General features: G+C 69.8%; 11 protein-coding genes. 1 reads left to right on the forward strand and 10 read right to left on the reverse strand.

Features of this window, described 5'->3' with window-relative positions:
• Window positions 1-2 precede the first annotated feature (2 nt).
• The 8 genes from nadD to GVV77_RS15515 all read right to left on the reverse strand — a co-directional run bounded on the left by nadD (window position 3) and on the right by GVV77_RS15515 (window position 9,875).
• On the reverse strand, window positions 3-653 hold the full coding sequence (gene nadD, locus GVV77_RS15480) for a nicotinate-nucleotide adenylyltransferase (protein WP_159619863.1): 651 nt from the start codon (window positions 651-653) through the stop codon (window positions 3-5).
• Window positions 654-748: 95 nt separating this feature from the next.
• Window positions 749-985 carry a hypothetical protein gene (locus GVV77_RS15485; RefSeq protein ID WP_159619834.1) on the reverse strand — a complete coding sequence of 79 codons (237 nt, stop codon included), beginning with the start codon at window positions 983-985 and terminating at the stop codon, window positions 749-751.
• A gap of 103 nt (window positions 986-1,088) precedes the next feature.
• Window positions 1,089-2,474, reverse strand: coding sequence for a glutamate-5-semialdehyde dehydrogenase (locus GVV77_RS15490; protein WP_159619835.1), 1,386 nt, complete (start codon window positions 2,472-2,474; stop codon window positions 1,089-1,091).
• Between the two features lie 67 nt (window positions 2,475-2,541).
• A complete protein-coding gene (proB, locus tag GVV77_RS15495; RefSeq protein WP_159619836.1) occupies window positions 2,542-3,672 on the reverse strand; it encodes a glutamate 5-kinase in 1,131 nt (376 codons plus the stop codon).
• A gap of 7 nt (window positions 3,673-3,679) precedes the next feature.
• The gene (gene obgE, locus GVV77_RS15500) at window positions 3,680-5,260 is read right to left on the reverse strand and encodes a GTPase ObgE (RefSeq protein WP_159619837.1); all 1,581 of its coding nucleotides are present in this window, start codon (window positions 5,258-5,260) and stop codon (window positions 3,680-3,682) included.
• Window positions 5,261-5,381: 121 nt separating this feature from the next.
• Window positions 5,382-5,642: a 50S ribosomal protein L27 gene (rpmA, locus tag GVV77_RS15505; protein ID WP_026545518.1), complete on the reverse strand. Its 261-nt coding sequence runs from the start codon at window positions 5,640-5,642 to the stop codon at window positions 5,382-5,384.
• A gap of 57 nt (window positions 5,643-5,699) precedes the next feature.
• Window positions 5,700-6,008, reverse strand: a complete 309-nt coding sequence (rplU, locus tag GVV77_RS15510; RefSeq protein ID WP_159619839.1) for a 50S ribosomal protein L21 — start codon at window positions 6,006-6,008, stop codon at window positions 5,700-5,702.
• Window positions 6,009-6,491: 483 nt separating this feature from the next.
• Window positions 6,492-9,875, reverse strand: coding sequence for an Rne/Rng family ribonuclease (locus GVV77_RS15515; protein WP_159619841.1), 3,384 nt, complete (start codon window positions 9,873-9,875; stop codon window positions 6,492-6,494).
• A gap of 434 nt (window positions 9,876-10,309) precedes the next feature.
• Here GVV77_RS15515 and GVV77_RS15520 point away from each other — a divergent pair, with 434 nt between their 5' ends.
• Window positions 10,310-10,942 (forward strand): vitamin K epoxide reductase family protein, encoded by a 633-nt coding sequence (locus GVV77_RS15520; RefSeq protein WP_159619843.1) that lies wholly within the window; start codon window positions 10,310-10,312, stop codon window positions 10,940-10,942.
• A gap of 107 nt (window positions 10,943-11,049) precedes the next feature.
• On the opposite strand, the gene dxs is transcribed toward GVV77_RS15520, so the two are convergent.
• Both dxs and acnA read right to left on the reverse strand, forming a co-directional pair.
• Window positions 11,050-13,056, reverse strand: a complete 2,007-nt coding sequence (gene dxs, locus GVV77_RS15525; protein WP_159619845.1) for a 1-deoxy-D-xylulose-5-phosphate synthase — start codon at window positions 13,054-13,056, stop codon at window positions 11,050-11,052.
• 176 nt (window positions 13,057-13,232) lie between these two features.
• Window positions 13,233-15,058 (reverse strand): aconitate hydratase AcnA (gene acnA, locus GVV77_RS15530; protein WP_159619847.1); only part of this gene is annotated, 1,826 nt, incomplete at its 5' end.

Below are 15,058 nucleotides of genomic sequence, written 5' to 3' on the forward strand. Positions count from 1 at the left end.
TCTCATCCGGTCGTCTGCGGAAGCGCTGTGGGATTGACACCGTGGGGCGGCGTCCCGGGTCCGGCGCCGTCGTCGGCCCCCTGCGCGGCGGGAGCGTCGGTCCTTGCATAGAGCCCGTACTTGGCGATGTACTGCACCACCCCGTCCGGCACCAGGTACCACACCGGGTTGCCCGATTCGACCCGGCGGCGGCAGTCGGTCGAGGAAATGGCCATGGCCGGGACCTCAAGCAGGCTCACGTCGTGCCCGCCGCCGTCGAGCTCGTGCCCGGGGCGCGTCACTCCGATGAAGTGGGCGAGGGTCCACAGCTCGTCGACATTCTTCCACGAGAGGATCTGCGCCATCGCATCGGCCCCGGTGATGAAGAACAGCTCGGCCTCGGGCCGGGCGGCCTTGAGGTCGCGCAGCGTGTCGATGGTGAAGGTCGGGCCGGGCCGGTCGATGTCCACCCTGCTCACGGTGAAGTCCGGGTTTGAGGCCGTGGCGATCACCGTCATCAGGTACCGGTGCTCCGCCGACGTCACGCGGGTGTCGGCCTTCTGCCACGGCTGGCCGGTGGGAACAAAGACCACCTCATCCAGGCCGAACACGGCGGCGACTTCGCTCGCCGCCACGAGGTGCCCGTGGTGGATCGGGTCGAAGGTGCCGCCCATGACACCGAGCCGCCATGGCCCGCCGTCACGCCGCCGGTGCGGTGCGGTGTCCCCGGTGCCCGGCTCGCCGGCCTTCGTCGAATCGCCCAAGGGAACTAGCGCCGGGTGGCTTCGCCGTGGTCGTGCTTGTTGGGGTGCTGCTTGTGCGGGTCGAGGTGTTCCCGCGTGGCTTCATGCCGGTGGCCGAGGTTGGAGAACGAGGCGGTGACGATCATGAGCAGGAGCAGGAAGCCCCCGACGATCAGCGGGTACACGATCGCCGGAAGCGGCAGCTCGTGGTGCACCGCCGCCTCGCCTGCAAGCACCGCTGCGTCGGCGTAGAAATTCAGCATGTAGTTCCCCTTGGAATGTAATGGCGGACCGCCGGAGCGCCCGGGCCGGCGAGCAGGTTCGATACCATATTACGCGCTGCTCGATCGGAGCCGCACACGTGCGTCACTGCCGCACCTGGCCGTCGCCCGAGATGATCCATTTCGTGGTTGTCAGTTCGGCGAGGCCCATGGGTCCGCGGGCGTGCATCTTCTGGGTGGAGATTCCGACCTCCGCACCCAGGCCCAGCTCCCCGCCGTCGACAAACCGGGTGGAGGCGTTCACCAGGACCGCCGCCGAGTCAACTCCGGCGATGAACCGCTCCGAGTTGGACAGGTCGTTGGTGATGATCGCCTCGCTGTGCCCGGTGCTCCAGCGCCGGATGTGGGCCAGCGCCTCGTCCACCGAATCGACGACGCCGACGGCGAGGTCGAGAGCCATGTACTCCCGGCCCCAGTCGTCGTCGGTGGCCGGCTCGGACGCCGTCCCCTCGGGCAGCAGGGCCTGGGCCCGCCCGTCGACGTGGAGGCGGACGCCCGCGTCGGCGAGCCGGCCGAGCACCGCCGGGGCCGCGGCGGCCCCGCTGTGGATCAGCAGGGTCTCGACGGTGTTGCAGACGCTGGGCCGCTGGGTCTTGGCATTGAGCAGGATGTCGGTGGCCATCCCGGCGTCGGCGCTCTCATCGAGGAAGATGTGCACGTTGCCCTCGCCGGTCTCGATCACGGGCACCGAGGATTCACGGACGACCGTCTGGATCAGGTCCCGCCCGCCGCGCGGAATCAGGACGTCGACCCGGCCGCGTGCGCCCATCAGGGCGGCCGCCCCGGCCCGGCCGTACTGGTCGACGCTCAGCACCGCGTCGGCTGGCAGTCCGCTCTCCTCGAGCACCGCGCCGATGATCTCCACGAGCGCGGCGTTGGTGTGCGCCGCGGCGGATCCGCCGCGCAGGATCACGGCGTTGCCGCTCTTCAGGGCCAGGCCTGCGATATCGATCGTGACATTCGGCCGGGCCTCGTAGATGGCGGCGACCACGCCGAGAGGCACCCGCACCTGGCGCAGCCGGATCCCGTTGGGCAGGGTTTGCCCCCGCACCGCCGACCCCACGGGATCGGGAAGGGCCGCGAGCTCCTCAAGGGCCCGGGCCAGCCCGGCCACGCGGCCCGGATCGAGGCTGAGCCGGTCAAGTAGGTAGGCCGAGGTGCCGTTCGCCCGGCCCGCCTCGACGTCGAGCGCATTGGCGGCGAGCACGGTGTCCTGGCGTTCGGTGAGCGCAGCGGCCACGGCGCGCAGGGCCCGGTCCTTGGTGGCGCGGGTGGCCGAGGCAAGAATGCGGGAGGCGGCGCGGGAACGGTCGGTCAGGGCGTACACGGCCTGCGTGACGTCCGGTTCCACGGTGGTCGGTTCCGCGGTGGTCGCTTCCACGGTGGTCGGTTCACCGGACGCGGCCTGGACGGCGGCGTCCTCGGATTCGGCGGGGGTGCGCCCGCCCTGCAGCGTCTGGGGAGGAATCATGAGCACAGTCTACCGAGAGGCTCCCGGTGCCGCGGGTCCGGCCTCCGCGGCCGGAGTGGGCGTTGGCTCAGAGCACCACGAGGTCGTTGACGTGCACCACCGAGCGTTCGTACCCGTGCCCGAGTTCCTCGGCGAGGTCCCGGGTGGAGCGACCCAGCATGGGCGGCAGTTCGGCGGAGCTGTAGTTGACGAGCCCGCGGGCGACGGCACGGCCGGAGGTGTCGACCATTTCCACCGGATCGCCGGGCTCGAAGTCGCCCTTCACGGCGAGGATGCCCGCCGGGAGCAGTGAGCGCCGCCGCTCCCCCACGGCCTTCACGGCACCGTCGTCGAGAATCAGGGTGCCCTGGATGCGCGCCAGATGGGCCAGCCACAGCAGCCGGATGGGCTGGCGGCGGCCGCCGGCGGAGAACCAGGTGCCGACGTCGGCCCCGTTCAGGGCCGCGGCGGCGTTCGCCGTCGAGGTCACGAGCGCGGGGATGCCCGAGGCTGCCGCGATCCCGGCGGCCTCCACCTTGGTGGCCATGCCGCCGGTGCCGACTCCGGCTGCGCCGGCGCGTCCGATACTGACGCCCTCAAGGTCGGCCGCCGAGTGCACGTCCGGGATGCGCTGCGCGCCGTCCTTCGGCGGGCCGTCATACAGGGCGTCGACGTCCGAGAGCAGCACGAGGGCGTCGGCCTTCACCAGGTGGGCCACCAGAGCCGCGAGGCGGTCGTTGTCGCCGAACCGGATCTCGTGGCTCGCTACGGCGTCGTTCTCGTTGACGATCGGCACGACGCCGAAGTTCAGCAGTCGCTCCATGGCCCGGTGCGCATTGGCGTAGTGGGAGCGCCGGATCAGGTCGTCGGCCGTGAGCAGCACCTGGCTCACCGTCACCCCATGGGCGCCGAAGGCCTGCGTATAGCGGGCCATCAGCAGTCCCTGCCCCACGCTCGCCGCGGCCTGCTGGGAGGACAGCTGCGCCGGACGGCGCGCGAGCCCCAGCGGGGCGAGGCCCGCCGCGATCGCCCCGGAGGAAACCAGGATCAGCTCGGTGCCTGCCAGGCGCCGCGCGGCGAGGATATCGACGAGGCCCACCAGGGCCTCGGTGGAGATCCCACCCGAAACCGAGGTCAGGGAGGAGGACCCCACCTTGACGACGACCCGCCGGGCCCCGGGCAGCCCGGAGCGGTCCGTCAGGGGTGAGTGTGCTGCCATCGCGTCCCTACGCCTGGTCGCCCGCGTTGTCTGCGGGGGCGGGGGTGCGCTTGGCCTTGTTGTTCACGGACTCGGTCCAGATGCCCGCCTTGCGGTCGGCCTCGAGCTCGGCGCGCGCGGCGGCCTTCGCGTCCTTGCGCTCCTGGTACTCCTCGCGCTTCTGCTCGCGGGTGGGGCGGACGTATTCGGCCAGCCGCAGGTCGGTGCCGCGCGGGCCGGCCAGCAACTCCGCCCCGCCCATCATGGTGGGCTCCCAGTCGAACACTACGCCGTCGCCCTCGCCGATAACAACGGTGTCGCCCGGCTTGGCCCCGGCCTTGAACAGCTGCTCTTCGACGCCGAGCTTCGCCAGGCGGTCTGCGAGGTAGCCGACAGCCTCGTCGTTGGTGAAGTCGGTCTGCTTGACCCAGCGCTCGGGCTTCTCGCCGAGCACGCGGAACAGGGGCAGCGCGTCCTTTTCCTCGTTGCGGATGCGGAACCCGGCGGAATTGACTGCGCGGGGGCGCAGGACGGGAGGCGCGACCTTCGGCGGGGCGGCCTTCACGGCGTCGCGGGCGGCCTGGACGATCTCGGCCATGGCGAAGCCAAACTGGCGCAGGCCCTCGTGGCTTGAGGCGGAGACCTCGAACACGCGGTAGCCGCGCGCCTCGAGCTCGGGCCGCACCATGGCGGCCATGTCGCGGCCGTCGGGCACGTCCACCTTGTTCAGCACCACGAGGCGCGGGCGCTCATTGAGGGGAACGACCTCCCCGTCGGAGCCCGCGAAGCTCATGTCCACGGCGTACTTGTCGAGTTCGCCCTCGATCACGGCCAGGTCGCCCAGCGGATCGCGGTCGGTCTCGAGGGCCGCGGTGTCAAGCACGTGCACCAGGGCGGCGCAGCGTTCGACGTGGCGCAGGAAGTGGTGGCCCAGGCCCTTGCCTTCGCTGGCGCCCTCGATCAGGCCGGGGACGTCGGCGATGGTGAAGCGGGTGTTACCGGCCTCGACCACGCCGAGGTTGGGGACCAGCGTGGTGAAGGGGTAGTCGGCGATCTTGGGCCGTGCGGCGGACATCGCGGCGATCAGGCTCGACTTGCCCGCCGAGGGGAAGCCCACCAGGGCGATGTCGGCGATCGACTTCAGCTCCAGGACGACGTCGCGCTCGTCGCCGGGGATACCCAGCAGGGCGAAGCCGGGGGCCTTGCGCTTCTGGGAGGACAGCGAGGAGTTACCCAGCCCTCCCTGGCCGCCGGCTGCGGCGACGAACTCGGCGCCTTCACCGACGAGGTCGGCCAGCACGGTGCCGTCCTTGGCCTTGACGACGGTGCCGTCGGGCACCGGAAGGATGAGCGTCTCGCCGTTCTTGCCGCCGCGCCAGTCGCCCATGCCGTTGCCGCCGTTGGTGGCGTGCCGGTGCGGGGCGTGGTGGTAGTCGAGCAGGGTGGTGGTCTGCGGGTCGACGCGCAGGATCACGTCGCCGCCGTCGCCGCCGTTGCCGCCGTCGGGCCCACCCAGGGGCTTGAACTTCTCGCGCTTGACGGACACGCAGCCGTGGCCGCCTGTGCCGCCGGAAACGTGCAGGACTACTCGGTCAACGAAGCTGGCCACGTTGATCTCCTTCTGAAATGCTTCACTGTGCCGGGTCTAACCGGCTTAAAAGAAGGCGGGGTGAGCCATGTCGGCCCACCCCACCTCAATGCTTGGAGCATCGTGCGTTGAAAGCGGCAGATTACTCCGCGGCTGCCCCAACGATGTTCACGACGCGGCGCCCACGGCGGGTACCGAATTCAACGGCACCTGCTTCGAGGGCGAACAGCGTGTCATCCCCGCCGCGGCCAACGTTGGCACCGGGGTGGAAGTGGGTGCCGCGCTGGCGGACGATGATTTCGCCGGCCTTGACGACCTGGCCGCCGAAGCGCTTCACGCCGAGGTACTGAGCGTTGGAGTCGCGACCGTTGCGAGTGGAGCTCGCGCCCTTCTTATGTGCCATGAGTTATGCCTGCCTTCGCTGAAGATACTGTTTGACCGACCGAGCAACCGCAGAGGGTTACGCGATACCTGTGATTTTGACGCGGGTCAGCTCTGAACGGTGACCCTGGCGCTTCTTGTAGCCGGTCTTGTTCTTGAACTTCTGGATGACAATCTTCGGGCCGCGAAGATTCTCAACGATCTCGGCAGTGACGGTGACCTTCTCGAGGTCCTTTGCTGCTGAGGTGACCTTGTCGCCGTCTACCAGAAGGAGGGCAGGCAGCGCAAAGGTGCTTCCTGCCTGACCGGTGACGCGGTCAAGGGTAACGAGGTCTCCAACGGAAACCTTTTCTTGGCGGCCGCCTGCGCGGACAATCGCGTACACCACTTGGGAACTCACTTCTCTCGACAATCTTGACTTCTGATGTGAAAAACTGGTTGCGCTCTGCGGCTGGCATCCGGGAAGGACACTTCAAAGAGCCATATCTGCGCCGTGCGTCTACGCCCCGGATACACCGGTTAGAAGGCGAACGCACCGAAGATCAAGGTTACGTCAGTGGGGCAGCTTCCCGCAAATTCAGGGCTCCTCCCGGCGCGGCCAAGGTGCGGCTCCGGTGCGGGCCGAGTGCGGGCCGGGTGCGACTTCGATGCGTCGCCGGGCCCGGTTCCCATCGCCCGGTTGCCGTCGACAGTGCAGTAACGGCGGCCGAAAAGGCGGATCGTACGTCGGTTCCGCATTCTCGACGTCGTTCTGCATACCTGGGAGCCGAACTGATGTTCGGTCAACCGGAAACTCCTCAGGACAGCGCAGGAGCCGGCCCCCGCAGTGCGGGGTCCGGCTCCTGCGCGTTCAAGGAAGCAGCGTTCCTGCCTACAGGTCGGAGGCGGGCACGCCGACGCCGAGGATCATCGGCTCGTCTCCCCCGTTATCCTCCCGCGGCGCGGGCTTCCCGGCCCGGGCCACGTGCTGTGCGCCGGGCTGGGCTTCGCCTGCGCCGGAGCCCGTCACCGTTTCAATGGAGGCGTTCGAGCCCTGGGCGCTGGCGGCCCGGCGCCGCGGGCGGCGGCGGGACGCCTGGGCAGCCGGTACTGACTGGGTGGCCGGTGCTGGCGAGGCCGGGGCTTCCGCGCGCTGGGCCGTATCCCGCGCCGGGGCCTCAGCGGCTCCCGCACCCCGTTCACCGGCCGGCTTCTTGTCGAAAGCCTCGGCAAGGCTGTCAAGTGTCAGCCGCGGACCCTCCGGGGCGGCTGGCGCCGCGGCCGCGTCCGCACGGGGCAGGGTGACGGTCTCACCATTGATGGTGAGGACCGCCGCGGCTGCCTCGTCCCGGGACCCCTCCGCGGCGGGCGCCTTCTCCGGGGCCGGTGCCTTCTCCGGCGTTACCGCCGGCGCGTCGTCGCTGTGTGCGGCATGGTGGGTGGCCGCGGCGATACTCGCGAGGGCGGCGCGCGCCGCCTCCGCCTTGGCTGCCCGCTCCGGGCTTTCCGCGCGCGGCTCGGGAGCTGCCTGCGGCTCCTCGACCTGCTCGGAGGTGCGTCCGCGGCTGCGCTTGCGCTCACTGCGGGACATCTTTTCCTGGCGGAGGTGCTGCTGGTGGTTCTCGGTGGAGACGGCGTGGCGGCGGTGTTCGACCGGCTCGTCGTGGGTCACCACGCCGCGTCCGGCGCAGTGCTCGCAGACCTCGCCGAAGACCTCGAGCAGCCCGGTGCCCATACGCTTGCGGGTCATCTGGACGAGCCCGAGTGAGGTCACCTCCGCCACCTGGTGCTTGGTACGGTCCCGGCCGAGGCACTCGACGAGCCGGCGCAGCACGAGGTCGCGGTTGGCTTCGAGGACCATGTCGATGAAGTCGATGACGATGATGCCGCCGATGTCGCGCAGCCGCAGCTGGCGCACCACCTCCTCGGCCGCTTCGAGGTTGTTCTTGGTGACCGTCTCCTCGAGGTTGCCGCCGCTGCCGGTGAACTTGCCGGTATTGACGTCGACGACGGTCATCGCCTCGGTGCGGTCGATCACCAGCGAGCCGCCGGAGGGAAGGTAGACCTTCCGGTCAAGGGCCTTCTGGATCTGCTCGTCAATGCGGCTCGCGGTGAAGATATCCTCCTCCGAGGTCCACTTCTCAAGGCGGCCCACCAGATCCGGCGCCACGTACATGACGTAGGCCTCGATGGTGTCCCAGGCCTCCTCGCCGGAGACGAGGAGCTTGGAGAAGTCCTCGTTGAAGACGTCGCGGACCACCTTGATGGTGAGGTCCGGCTCGCCGTAAAGGAGCTCCGGGGCGAGCGTCTTGGTGGAGGAGGACTTGCGTTCGATCTCCTCCCACTGGGCGCGCAGCCGGTTGATGTCGTGGGTCAGTTCCTCTTCGCTGGCGCCTTCGGCCGCGGTGCGCACGATGACCCCGGCGTTCTCGGGCAGGCGGTCCTTGAGGATGCGCTTGAGCCGGTTGCGCTCGACGTCGGGCAGCTTGCGGGAGATGCCCGTCATGGAGCCGCCCGGCACGTACACGAGGTAGCGGCCCGGCAGGGAGATCTGGCTGGTCAGGCGGGCTCCCTTGTGGCCCACGGGGTCCTTGGTGACCTGGACGAGCACCGGGTCACCGGACTTCAGCGCCAGCTCGATGCGGCGCGGCTGCCCGTCGAGGCCGGCGGCGTCCCAGTTGACCTCGCCCGCGTACAGCACGGCGTTGCGGCCGCGTCCAATGTCCACGAAGGCCGCCTCCATGCTCGGCAGAACGTTCTGCACCTTGCCGAGGTAGACGTTGCCGATCAGCGAGTCCTGCTGGGTCTTGGAGACGAAGTGCTCGGCGAGGATCCCGTCCTCGAGCACGCCGATCTGGATCCTGTCGTCGCGCTGGCGCACCACCATCTGACGGTCGACTGATTCGCGGCGCGCAAGGAACTCGGCCTCGGTGATGACCTGGCGGCGGCGGCCGGAATCGCGGGATTCACGGCGGCGCTGCTTCTTCGCCTCAAGGCGGGTGGAGCCCTTGACGCTGGTCACCCGGTCGGAGGGGACGTCGTTGCTCTGGCGCGGGGCGCGGACCCGGGTCACCGTGTTGGGCGGATCGTCGTCCTCCCCGCCGGTCAGTTCGAGGTCCTGGTCTCCGCGGCGGCGACGGCGCCGGCGGCGGGAGGTAACGGCGTCCCCTGCCTCGGAGGAGGGTCCGTTGGACTGTCCCTCCCTAGAGTCCCCGGTCTCGTCGTCCTGGGCGTCGCCGGAGCCGTCGTCGCTGCGGTTCCGGCCCCGGCGGCGGCTGCGCCGGCGGCGCGGTCCGGAGTCATCGGAGTCGTCGTCCTCGTCGTCCTCAAGCGCGGGCTCGGTGACCTTGACGGCCTGGACCGCGGCGCTCAGGTCGGGGGCGTGGAAGAGCAGCGAGAGGGGCGAATCCGGAATGGCGAAGGGGTCGACGTACGAGGGTTCGGCGCTCTTCGGTGCCGGTTCGGCGGCGGTCTCCGCCGTGCCCGGCTCCGTCTTTCCTGCCTGGGTAGCGTGGGGCTGCTGCGCGGCGGCCGCGGGGACCTCGGTTCCGGCGTCGTCGGCCGAGCCTGCGGCTGCCTCCTCGGCTGCTTCACCGTCCGCGGAAACCGCGACGGCCTCTCCGGCGTCGCTCTTCGTCCGGCGGGTGCGTGCGGTCCGGCGGGCCCGGACCGGCTTCTCGGCCGGGACGTCCTCCCCGGCTGGTGCCGCTCCGGCGTCGGCGGTGTCACCGGCGACGGCGGCCGCGGCTACGGCGGCCTCTGCGGCGGCGGGCTCTCCGAAAGGAACCTCGGGCGCGGGCGCTGCCGGTCCTGCTTCGGCCGTGGCGGCCCTGCGGCGGGTGCGGGTGGCCTTCGCCTTGGGTGCCGGCTCGGCGGCGGGCACGTCGGAGGCGGAACCGGTGACCGACCCACCGACACTCTCCGGTGCCTCACTGGCGGCTGCGCCACCGCCGGCCGGGTCAGTGCCGGCCGTGGTGCTTGCGGCGTCGAGCGGTGCCTCCACCGGCGACTCCGGCACAGCGGCCGGGGCCTTGCGGGCGCGGGTGGCGCGCCGGCGGGGTGCTTCGGAGGCCGTGTCGGCCGGCGCTGCGGATGCTTCCGGTGCGGGAGTGTCTCCGGCGGTCTCGGCCGCCGGGACCTTCGTCGGCGCTCCGGCGGGCGAGCTTGCCGCCCTGCGGGCCCGCGGGGCCTTCTTCACCGGCACTGTTGGGGACTGCGCCTCGGCGGCCCCTGCTGCTGCACCCTGCTCGTTGTTCTGCGTTTCGAACTGATCCATATGTATTGGCTCCAGCCCCTGCGGCACCGGCCACATTCCAGCGCCCTCCAGGGCAGTATGTCGGCCGTCCGCGGACCCTACGCCCTAGCGGCGACCGGAAGTCGTCATTGTGTCGTTTGAGGTCGCACCGGCTGGAGGGTGCGGCATCACTCAAAGACCAGCGGCGCTTTTCCAACTCATCCGTCGTAATCACGGTGGCCTGCGAGGCGGATTCCGGAACCGCCCATCAGGATTGATGGGCTCGGTGCGCCGGAAGCATCGCCCGCAGAGCGGAAGCCTGTCGCTGGACCGGAACGGAAATGTGGTTCCCGAACCAGCCACGGCAATTGTCTCACACCAGCATGCAAATCAGCCGTTCCGGCGGCTAGAGTGGCGGAACCATCGGCGCACGGGATGCCGGCGCCGACCGCCCACCCGAGGACGACGACCACCCCATGGCACACCCCGCGCACGCTGCTCCCTCCGCCACGAATCCGGAGAAAGGAGCCGCGACCCGACGGCCGGAGCGGCGGTTCGCTTTCCTCCTGGTGGCCACCGGCGTCGTCGGCTGGCTCGCCTCGGGGCAGCTGGTCCTCGAACGGCTCGCCCTCTATGCGGACCCAGGGTACGTCACGAGCTGCGACCTGAACCCGTGGATCTCCTGCGGCGAGGTGTTTCGGACGCAGCAGGCCGCGGTGTTCGGCTTCCCCAACCCGCTGATCGGCCTCGTGGCCTTCGCCGTCGTGATCACCACAGGCATGGCGCTGCTCGCGGGGGCCGAGCTGCGCCGCTGGTACTGGCTCGGCCTGCAGGCCGGAACGGTCCTCGGCGCGGCGTTCACACTCTGGCTGTGGTTCCAGGCGCTGTTTGTGATCTCCATCCTCTGCATCTACTGCATGGTGGTCTGGGTCGTGATGATCGTGCTGACCGTGCACCTTACGGCACGTAATGCCGCCTCCGGGGTGCTGCCGGTTCGCCCGCGGGCCGCACGGCTGCTGGCCGAGTGGTCGTGGGTCCTGGTGGCGCTGCTGATCGTGGCGGGCGCGGCGTCGGTGTTCCTGCGCTTCGCCGGGGCCCTGCTGGGCTGAGCAGCCTCGAACCATCCGGCGCCCTCCCCCGCCATCGAGGACGCAGTAATTCCGGGGCAGCCGTCGGTTCACCGGTTATTCCTGCGTCCTCGACGCAGGCCGGGAGCCTAGAGGGTCGGGAACTGCCCGGTGGTCGCGTCCTGGCCGGAAGTGGACTCCCGGCCGGCAGCGGAATCGTGGCCGGGCAGGGGCCGGGCCACCGGGACCTTCGTTCCCAGGACCTGCGCCACGATGTCGTGGGTGACCTTCTGCGCGGTCAGGCCCACCCGGGTGAGCACCTCGCTGCGCGAGCCGTGGTCGAGGAACTCCACGGGGAGGCCCACCTCGTTCAGGGCGGTATCGACGCCCGCGGCCCGCATCTCCTGCCGGATCCTCGACCCAACGCCGCCGGCGCGCACGCCGTCCTCGATCACAATGACGATGCGGTGCTCCGCGGCCAGATCGATCACCGACGGGCAGACGGGCAGCACCCAGCGGGGATCGATGACCGTCGAGCTGATGCCCTGGGCCCCGAGCCGGTTTGAGACATCGAGGGCGAGTTCGCTCATGGCGCCGACGCTGACGATCAGCACGTCGTTGTTCGTGGATCCGGAGGGCCGCCGGGCGAGCACGTCGACGCCGTCGCCCAGGCGCTCGATGGCCTCGACCTCCGCACCGACCGAGCCCTTGGAATAACGCACCACGCTCGGGGCGTCCGGAATCGAGACTGCCTCGCGCAGCTCCTCACGCAGCCGGGTGGCATCACGCGGGGCGGCAAGGTGCAGCCCGGGCACGGTCTGCAGCATGGAGAGGTCCCACATGCCGTGGTGGCTGGCGCCGTCGGGCCCGGTCACCCCCGAGCGGTCAAGGACGATGGTGACCCCGGCCTTGTGCAGCGCGACGTCCATCAGGAGCTGGTCGAAGGCCCGGTTCAGGAACGTGGCGTAGAGCGCGACGACGGGGTGCAGCCCTCCGTAGGCCATTCCTGCGGCACTGGTGAGCGCGTGCTGTTCGGCGATGCCGACGTCGAACACGCGGTCCGGGTGGCGGGCGGCGAAGCGGTGCAGCCCGACCGGGATGAGCATGGCGCCGGTGATGCCGACAATGTCGGGGCGCTCGTCGGCGATGTCGGCGATTTCGTTGGCGAAGACCGAGGTCCAGGACTGGGAGGCGCCGGACTCGACCGGCTCCCCCGTGCCCGGGTCGATGATGCCTACGGCGTGGAACTGGTCGGCCTCGTGGGCGCGTGCCGGGGCGTAGCCGTGCCCCTTTTCGGTGATCGCGTGCACGATCACCGGGCCTTCGTAGTTGCGGGCGAGGTGGAGTGCCTGCTCGACGGCGCCGAGGTCGTGGCCGTCGACCGGGCCGACGTACTTCATGCCGAGGTCCTCGAAGAGACCCTGCGGAGCCCACCAGTCCTTCACGCCCTTTTTCGTGGCGTGGAGGCTCTTGTACGCGAAACGGCCCGCGGGCCCGCCGGCCTGCAGCCGGCCGGTGAACCACTCGAGGGTTCTTTCGTACACCTTGTGGGTGCGGACCGAGTCGAGTGCCGGGCGGAGGGAGGCGAGGTAATCGGCGACGCCGCCGATCGTCGGGGCGTAGGAGCGTCCATTGTCATTCACCACAATCACCACGCGGCGGCGCTTGTCCGCGGCGATATTGTTGATCGCCTCCCAGGCCATGCCACCGGTGAGGGCGCCGTCGCCGACGAGGACGACGGTGTACCGGTCGCCCTCCCCGTTCAGCACGCGGGCGCGGGAGATTCCGTCGGCCCAGGACAGCGACGACGACGCGTGGGAGCTTTCGACGATGTCGTGCACGGACTCGGCGCGGGAGGGGTACCCCGAGAGGCCGCCCTGCTGGCGCAGGGTGTCGAAGTTCTGCCGGCCGGTGACGAGCTTGTGGACGTAGGACTGATGGCCGGTGTCGAAGATGATGCTGTCGCGCGGCGAGTCGAACACGCGGTGGACGCCCAGGGTCAGTTCGACAACGCCCAGGTTAGGGCCGAGGTGACCGCCGGTGCGGGAGACGTTGGTGACGAGGAAGGAACGGATCTCCCGGGCAAGGGCGTCGAGCTGGGATTCGGTAAGCCGGCTCAGGTCCTGCGGGCTGCGAATTGTCTCAAGAAGTCCCACCGGCGCCTCCTCAGGTCGTCTGCTGCGGCGAAGACTTCGCCAGGGCAATGTCCGTTAACTCTAACGTCACAGCCCACCCGCAGGTGCCCGATCTCCCGGCGCCCGACGCCCGGGACCCCTCCGCGGCGGACCGGCGGGCGGGCTGTCCTGGCATCTTCCCGGCGGAGATCCGGGACTCAGTGCGCACTGAGCTGCCTCAGGACGTAGTGGAGGATGCCGCCGTGCCGGTAGTAGTCGGCCTCGCCCGGGGTGTCGATGCGCACGACGGCGTCGAAGGAGACCGGCTCGCCGTCTTCCTCCGGGACCGCCGTGACGCGGACCGTGTCGGGGATGCTGCCCGCATTGAGCGCCGTGATGCCCTCCACCGAGAACGTTTCGGTGCCGGTCAGTCCAAGGACTGCGGCGTTCTCGCCCTGGCGGAACTGGAGCGGGAGCACGCCCATGCCGATGAGGTTGGAGCGGTGGATCCTCTCGTAGCTCTCGGCGATCACCGCCTTCACCCCGAGCAGCGCGGTGCCCTTGGCCGCCCAGTCACGGGAGGACCCGGAGCCGTATTCCCTGCCCGCCAGGACCACCAGCGGCGTGCCTGCAATGGCGTAGTTCCTCGCCGCGTCGTAGATGTAGGTCTGGGGACCGCCGGTCTGGGTGAAATCCCGGGTGAAGCCGCCCTCGACGCCGTCGAGCAGGCGGTTGCGCAGCCGGATATTGGCGAAGGTGCCGCGGATCATCACCTCGTGGTTGCCGCGGCGGGAGCCGTACGAGTTGAAGTCCTTGCGCTGCACGCCGTGCTCGAGCAGGTACCGTCCGGCCGGGGTGTCGGACTTGAAGGAGCCTGCCGGGCTGATGTGGTCGGTGGTCACCGAATCGCCGAGCATCACGAGCACCCGGGCCTCGGCAATGTCTCCCACGGGCTCCGGCACCGCGGTGATGCCCTCGAAGTACGGAGGCTTCCGCACGTAGGTGGACTCGGGATCCCACGCGAAAGTGGCGCCGGCCGGTGTGGGCAGGGCCCGCCAGCGCTCGTCGCCCTCGAAGATCGACCCGTAGCTCGAGGTGAACATCTCCTGATCGATCGAGGAGTCGATGACTGACTGCACCTCGACCGGACTCGGCCAGATATCGCGGAGGAAGATGCCGTTTCCTTCCGCATCGAGTCCCAGGGGGTCGTGCTCGAAGTCGAAGTCCAGAGTGCCGGCCAGGGCATAGGCGACCACCAGCGGCGGGGAGGCCAGGTAGTTCATCTTCACGTCCGGGTTGATCCGGCCCTCGAAGTTCCGGTTGCCGGAGAGGACAGCGGCGACCGTGAGGTCGTGCGCGGAGATGGCCGAGGAGATTTCATCCTCGAGCGGCCCGGAGTTGCCGATGCAGGTGGCGCAGCCGTACCCGACGAGGAAGAAGCCGAGCTTCTCAAGGTACGGGGTGAGACCGGAGCGGTCGTAGTAGTCGGTGACGACCTTCGAGCCCGGGGCGACGGAGGTCTTCACCCACGGCTTGGAGCTCAGGCCCTTCTCCACGGCGTTGCGTGCCAGCAGTGCGGCGGCGAGCATGACCGAGGGGTTGGAGGTGTTCGTGCAGGAGGTGATCGACGCGATCGTCACCGCACCGTGGTCCAGCTCGAACTCCCGCCCGTCGGTCATGGATACGGGCACGGCACGGGAGGGACGCCCGCGTCCCGGGGAGGCGGCGGAGGCGACCAGGGGTGCCGTCATCGCCGGCACGTCGGAGGCGGGGAACGTCTCGTCAAGGGCCTCATCGAGGGCGTCGTCGTCGACGGCATGCACATAGTTGGCCAGATCCTTGCGGAACTGGCTTTTGGATTCGGTCAGGGCGACCCGGTCCTGGGGGCGCTTGGGCCCGGCGATGGAGGGCACCACGGTGGACAGGTCCAGCTCCAGGTATTCGGAGAACCGGATCTCGGTGGACGGATCGTGCCACAGGCCCTGTTCCTTGGCGTAGGCCTCCACCAGGGCCACGTTCTCCGCCGGGCGCCCGGTCAGGCGCA

This window comes from Arthrobacter zhaoguopingii (genome assembly GCF_009828605.1).
Lineage (GTDB): Bacteria > Actinomycetota > Actinomycetes > Actinomycetales > Micrococcaceae > Arthrobacter_D > Arthrobacter_D zhaoguopingii.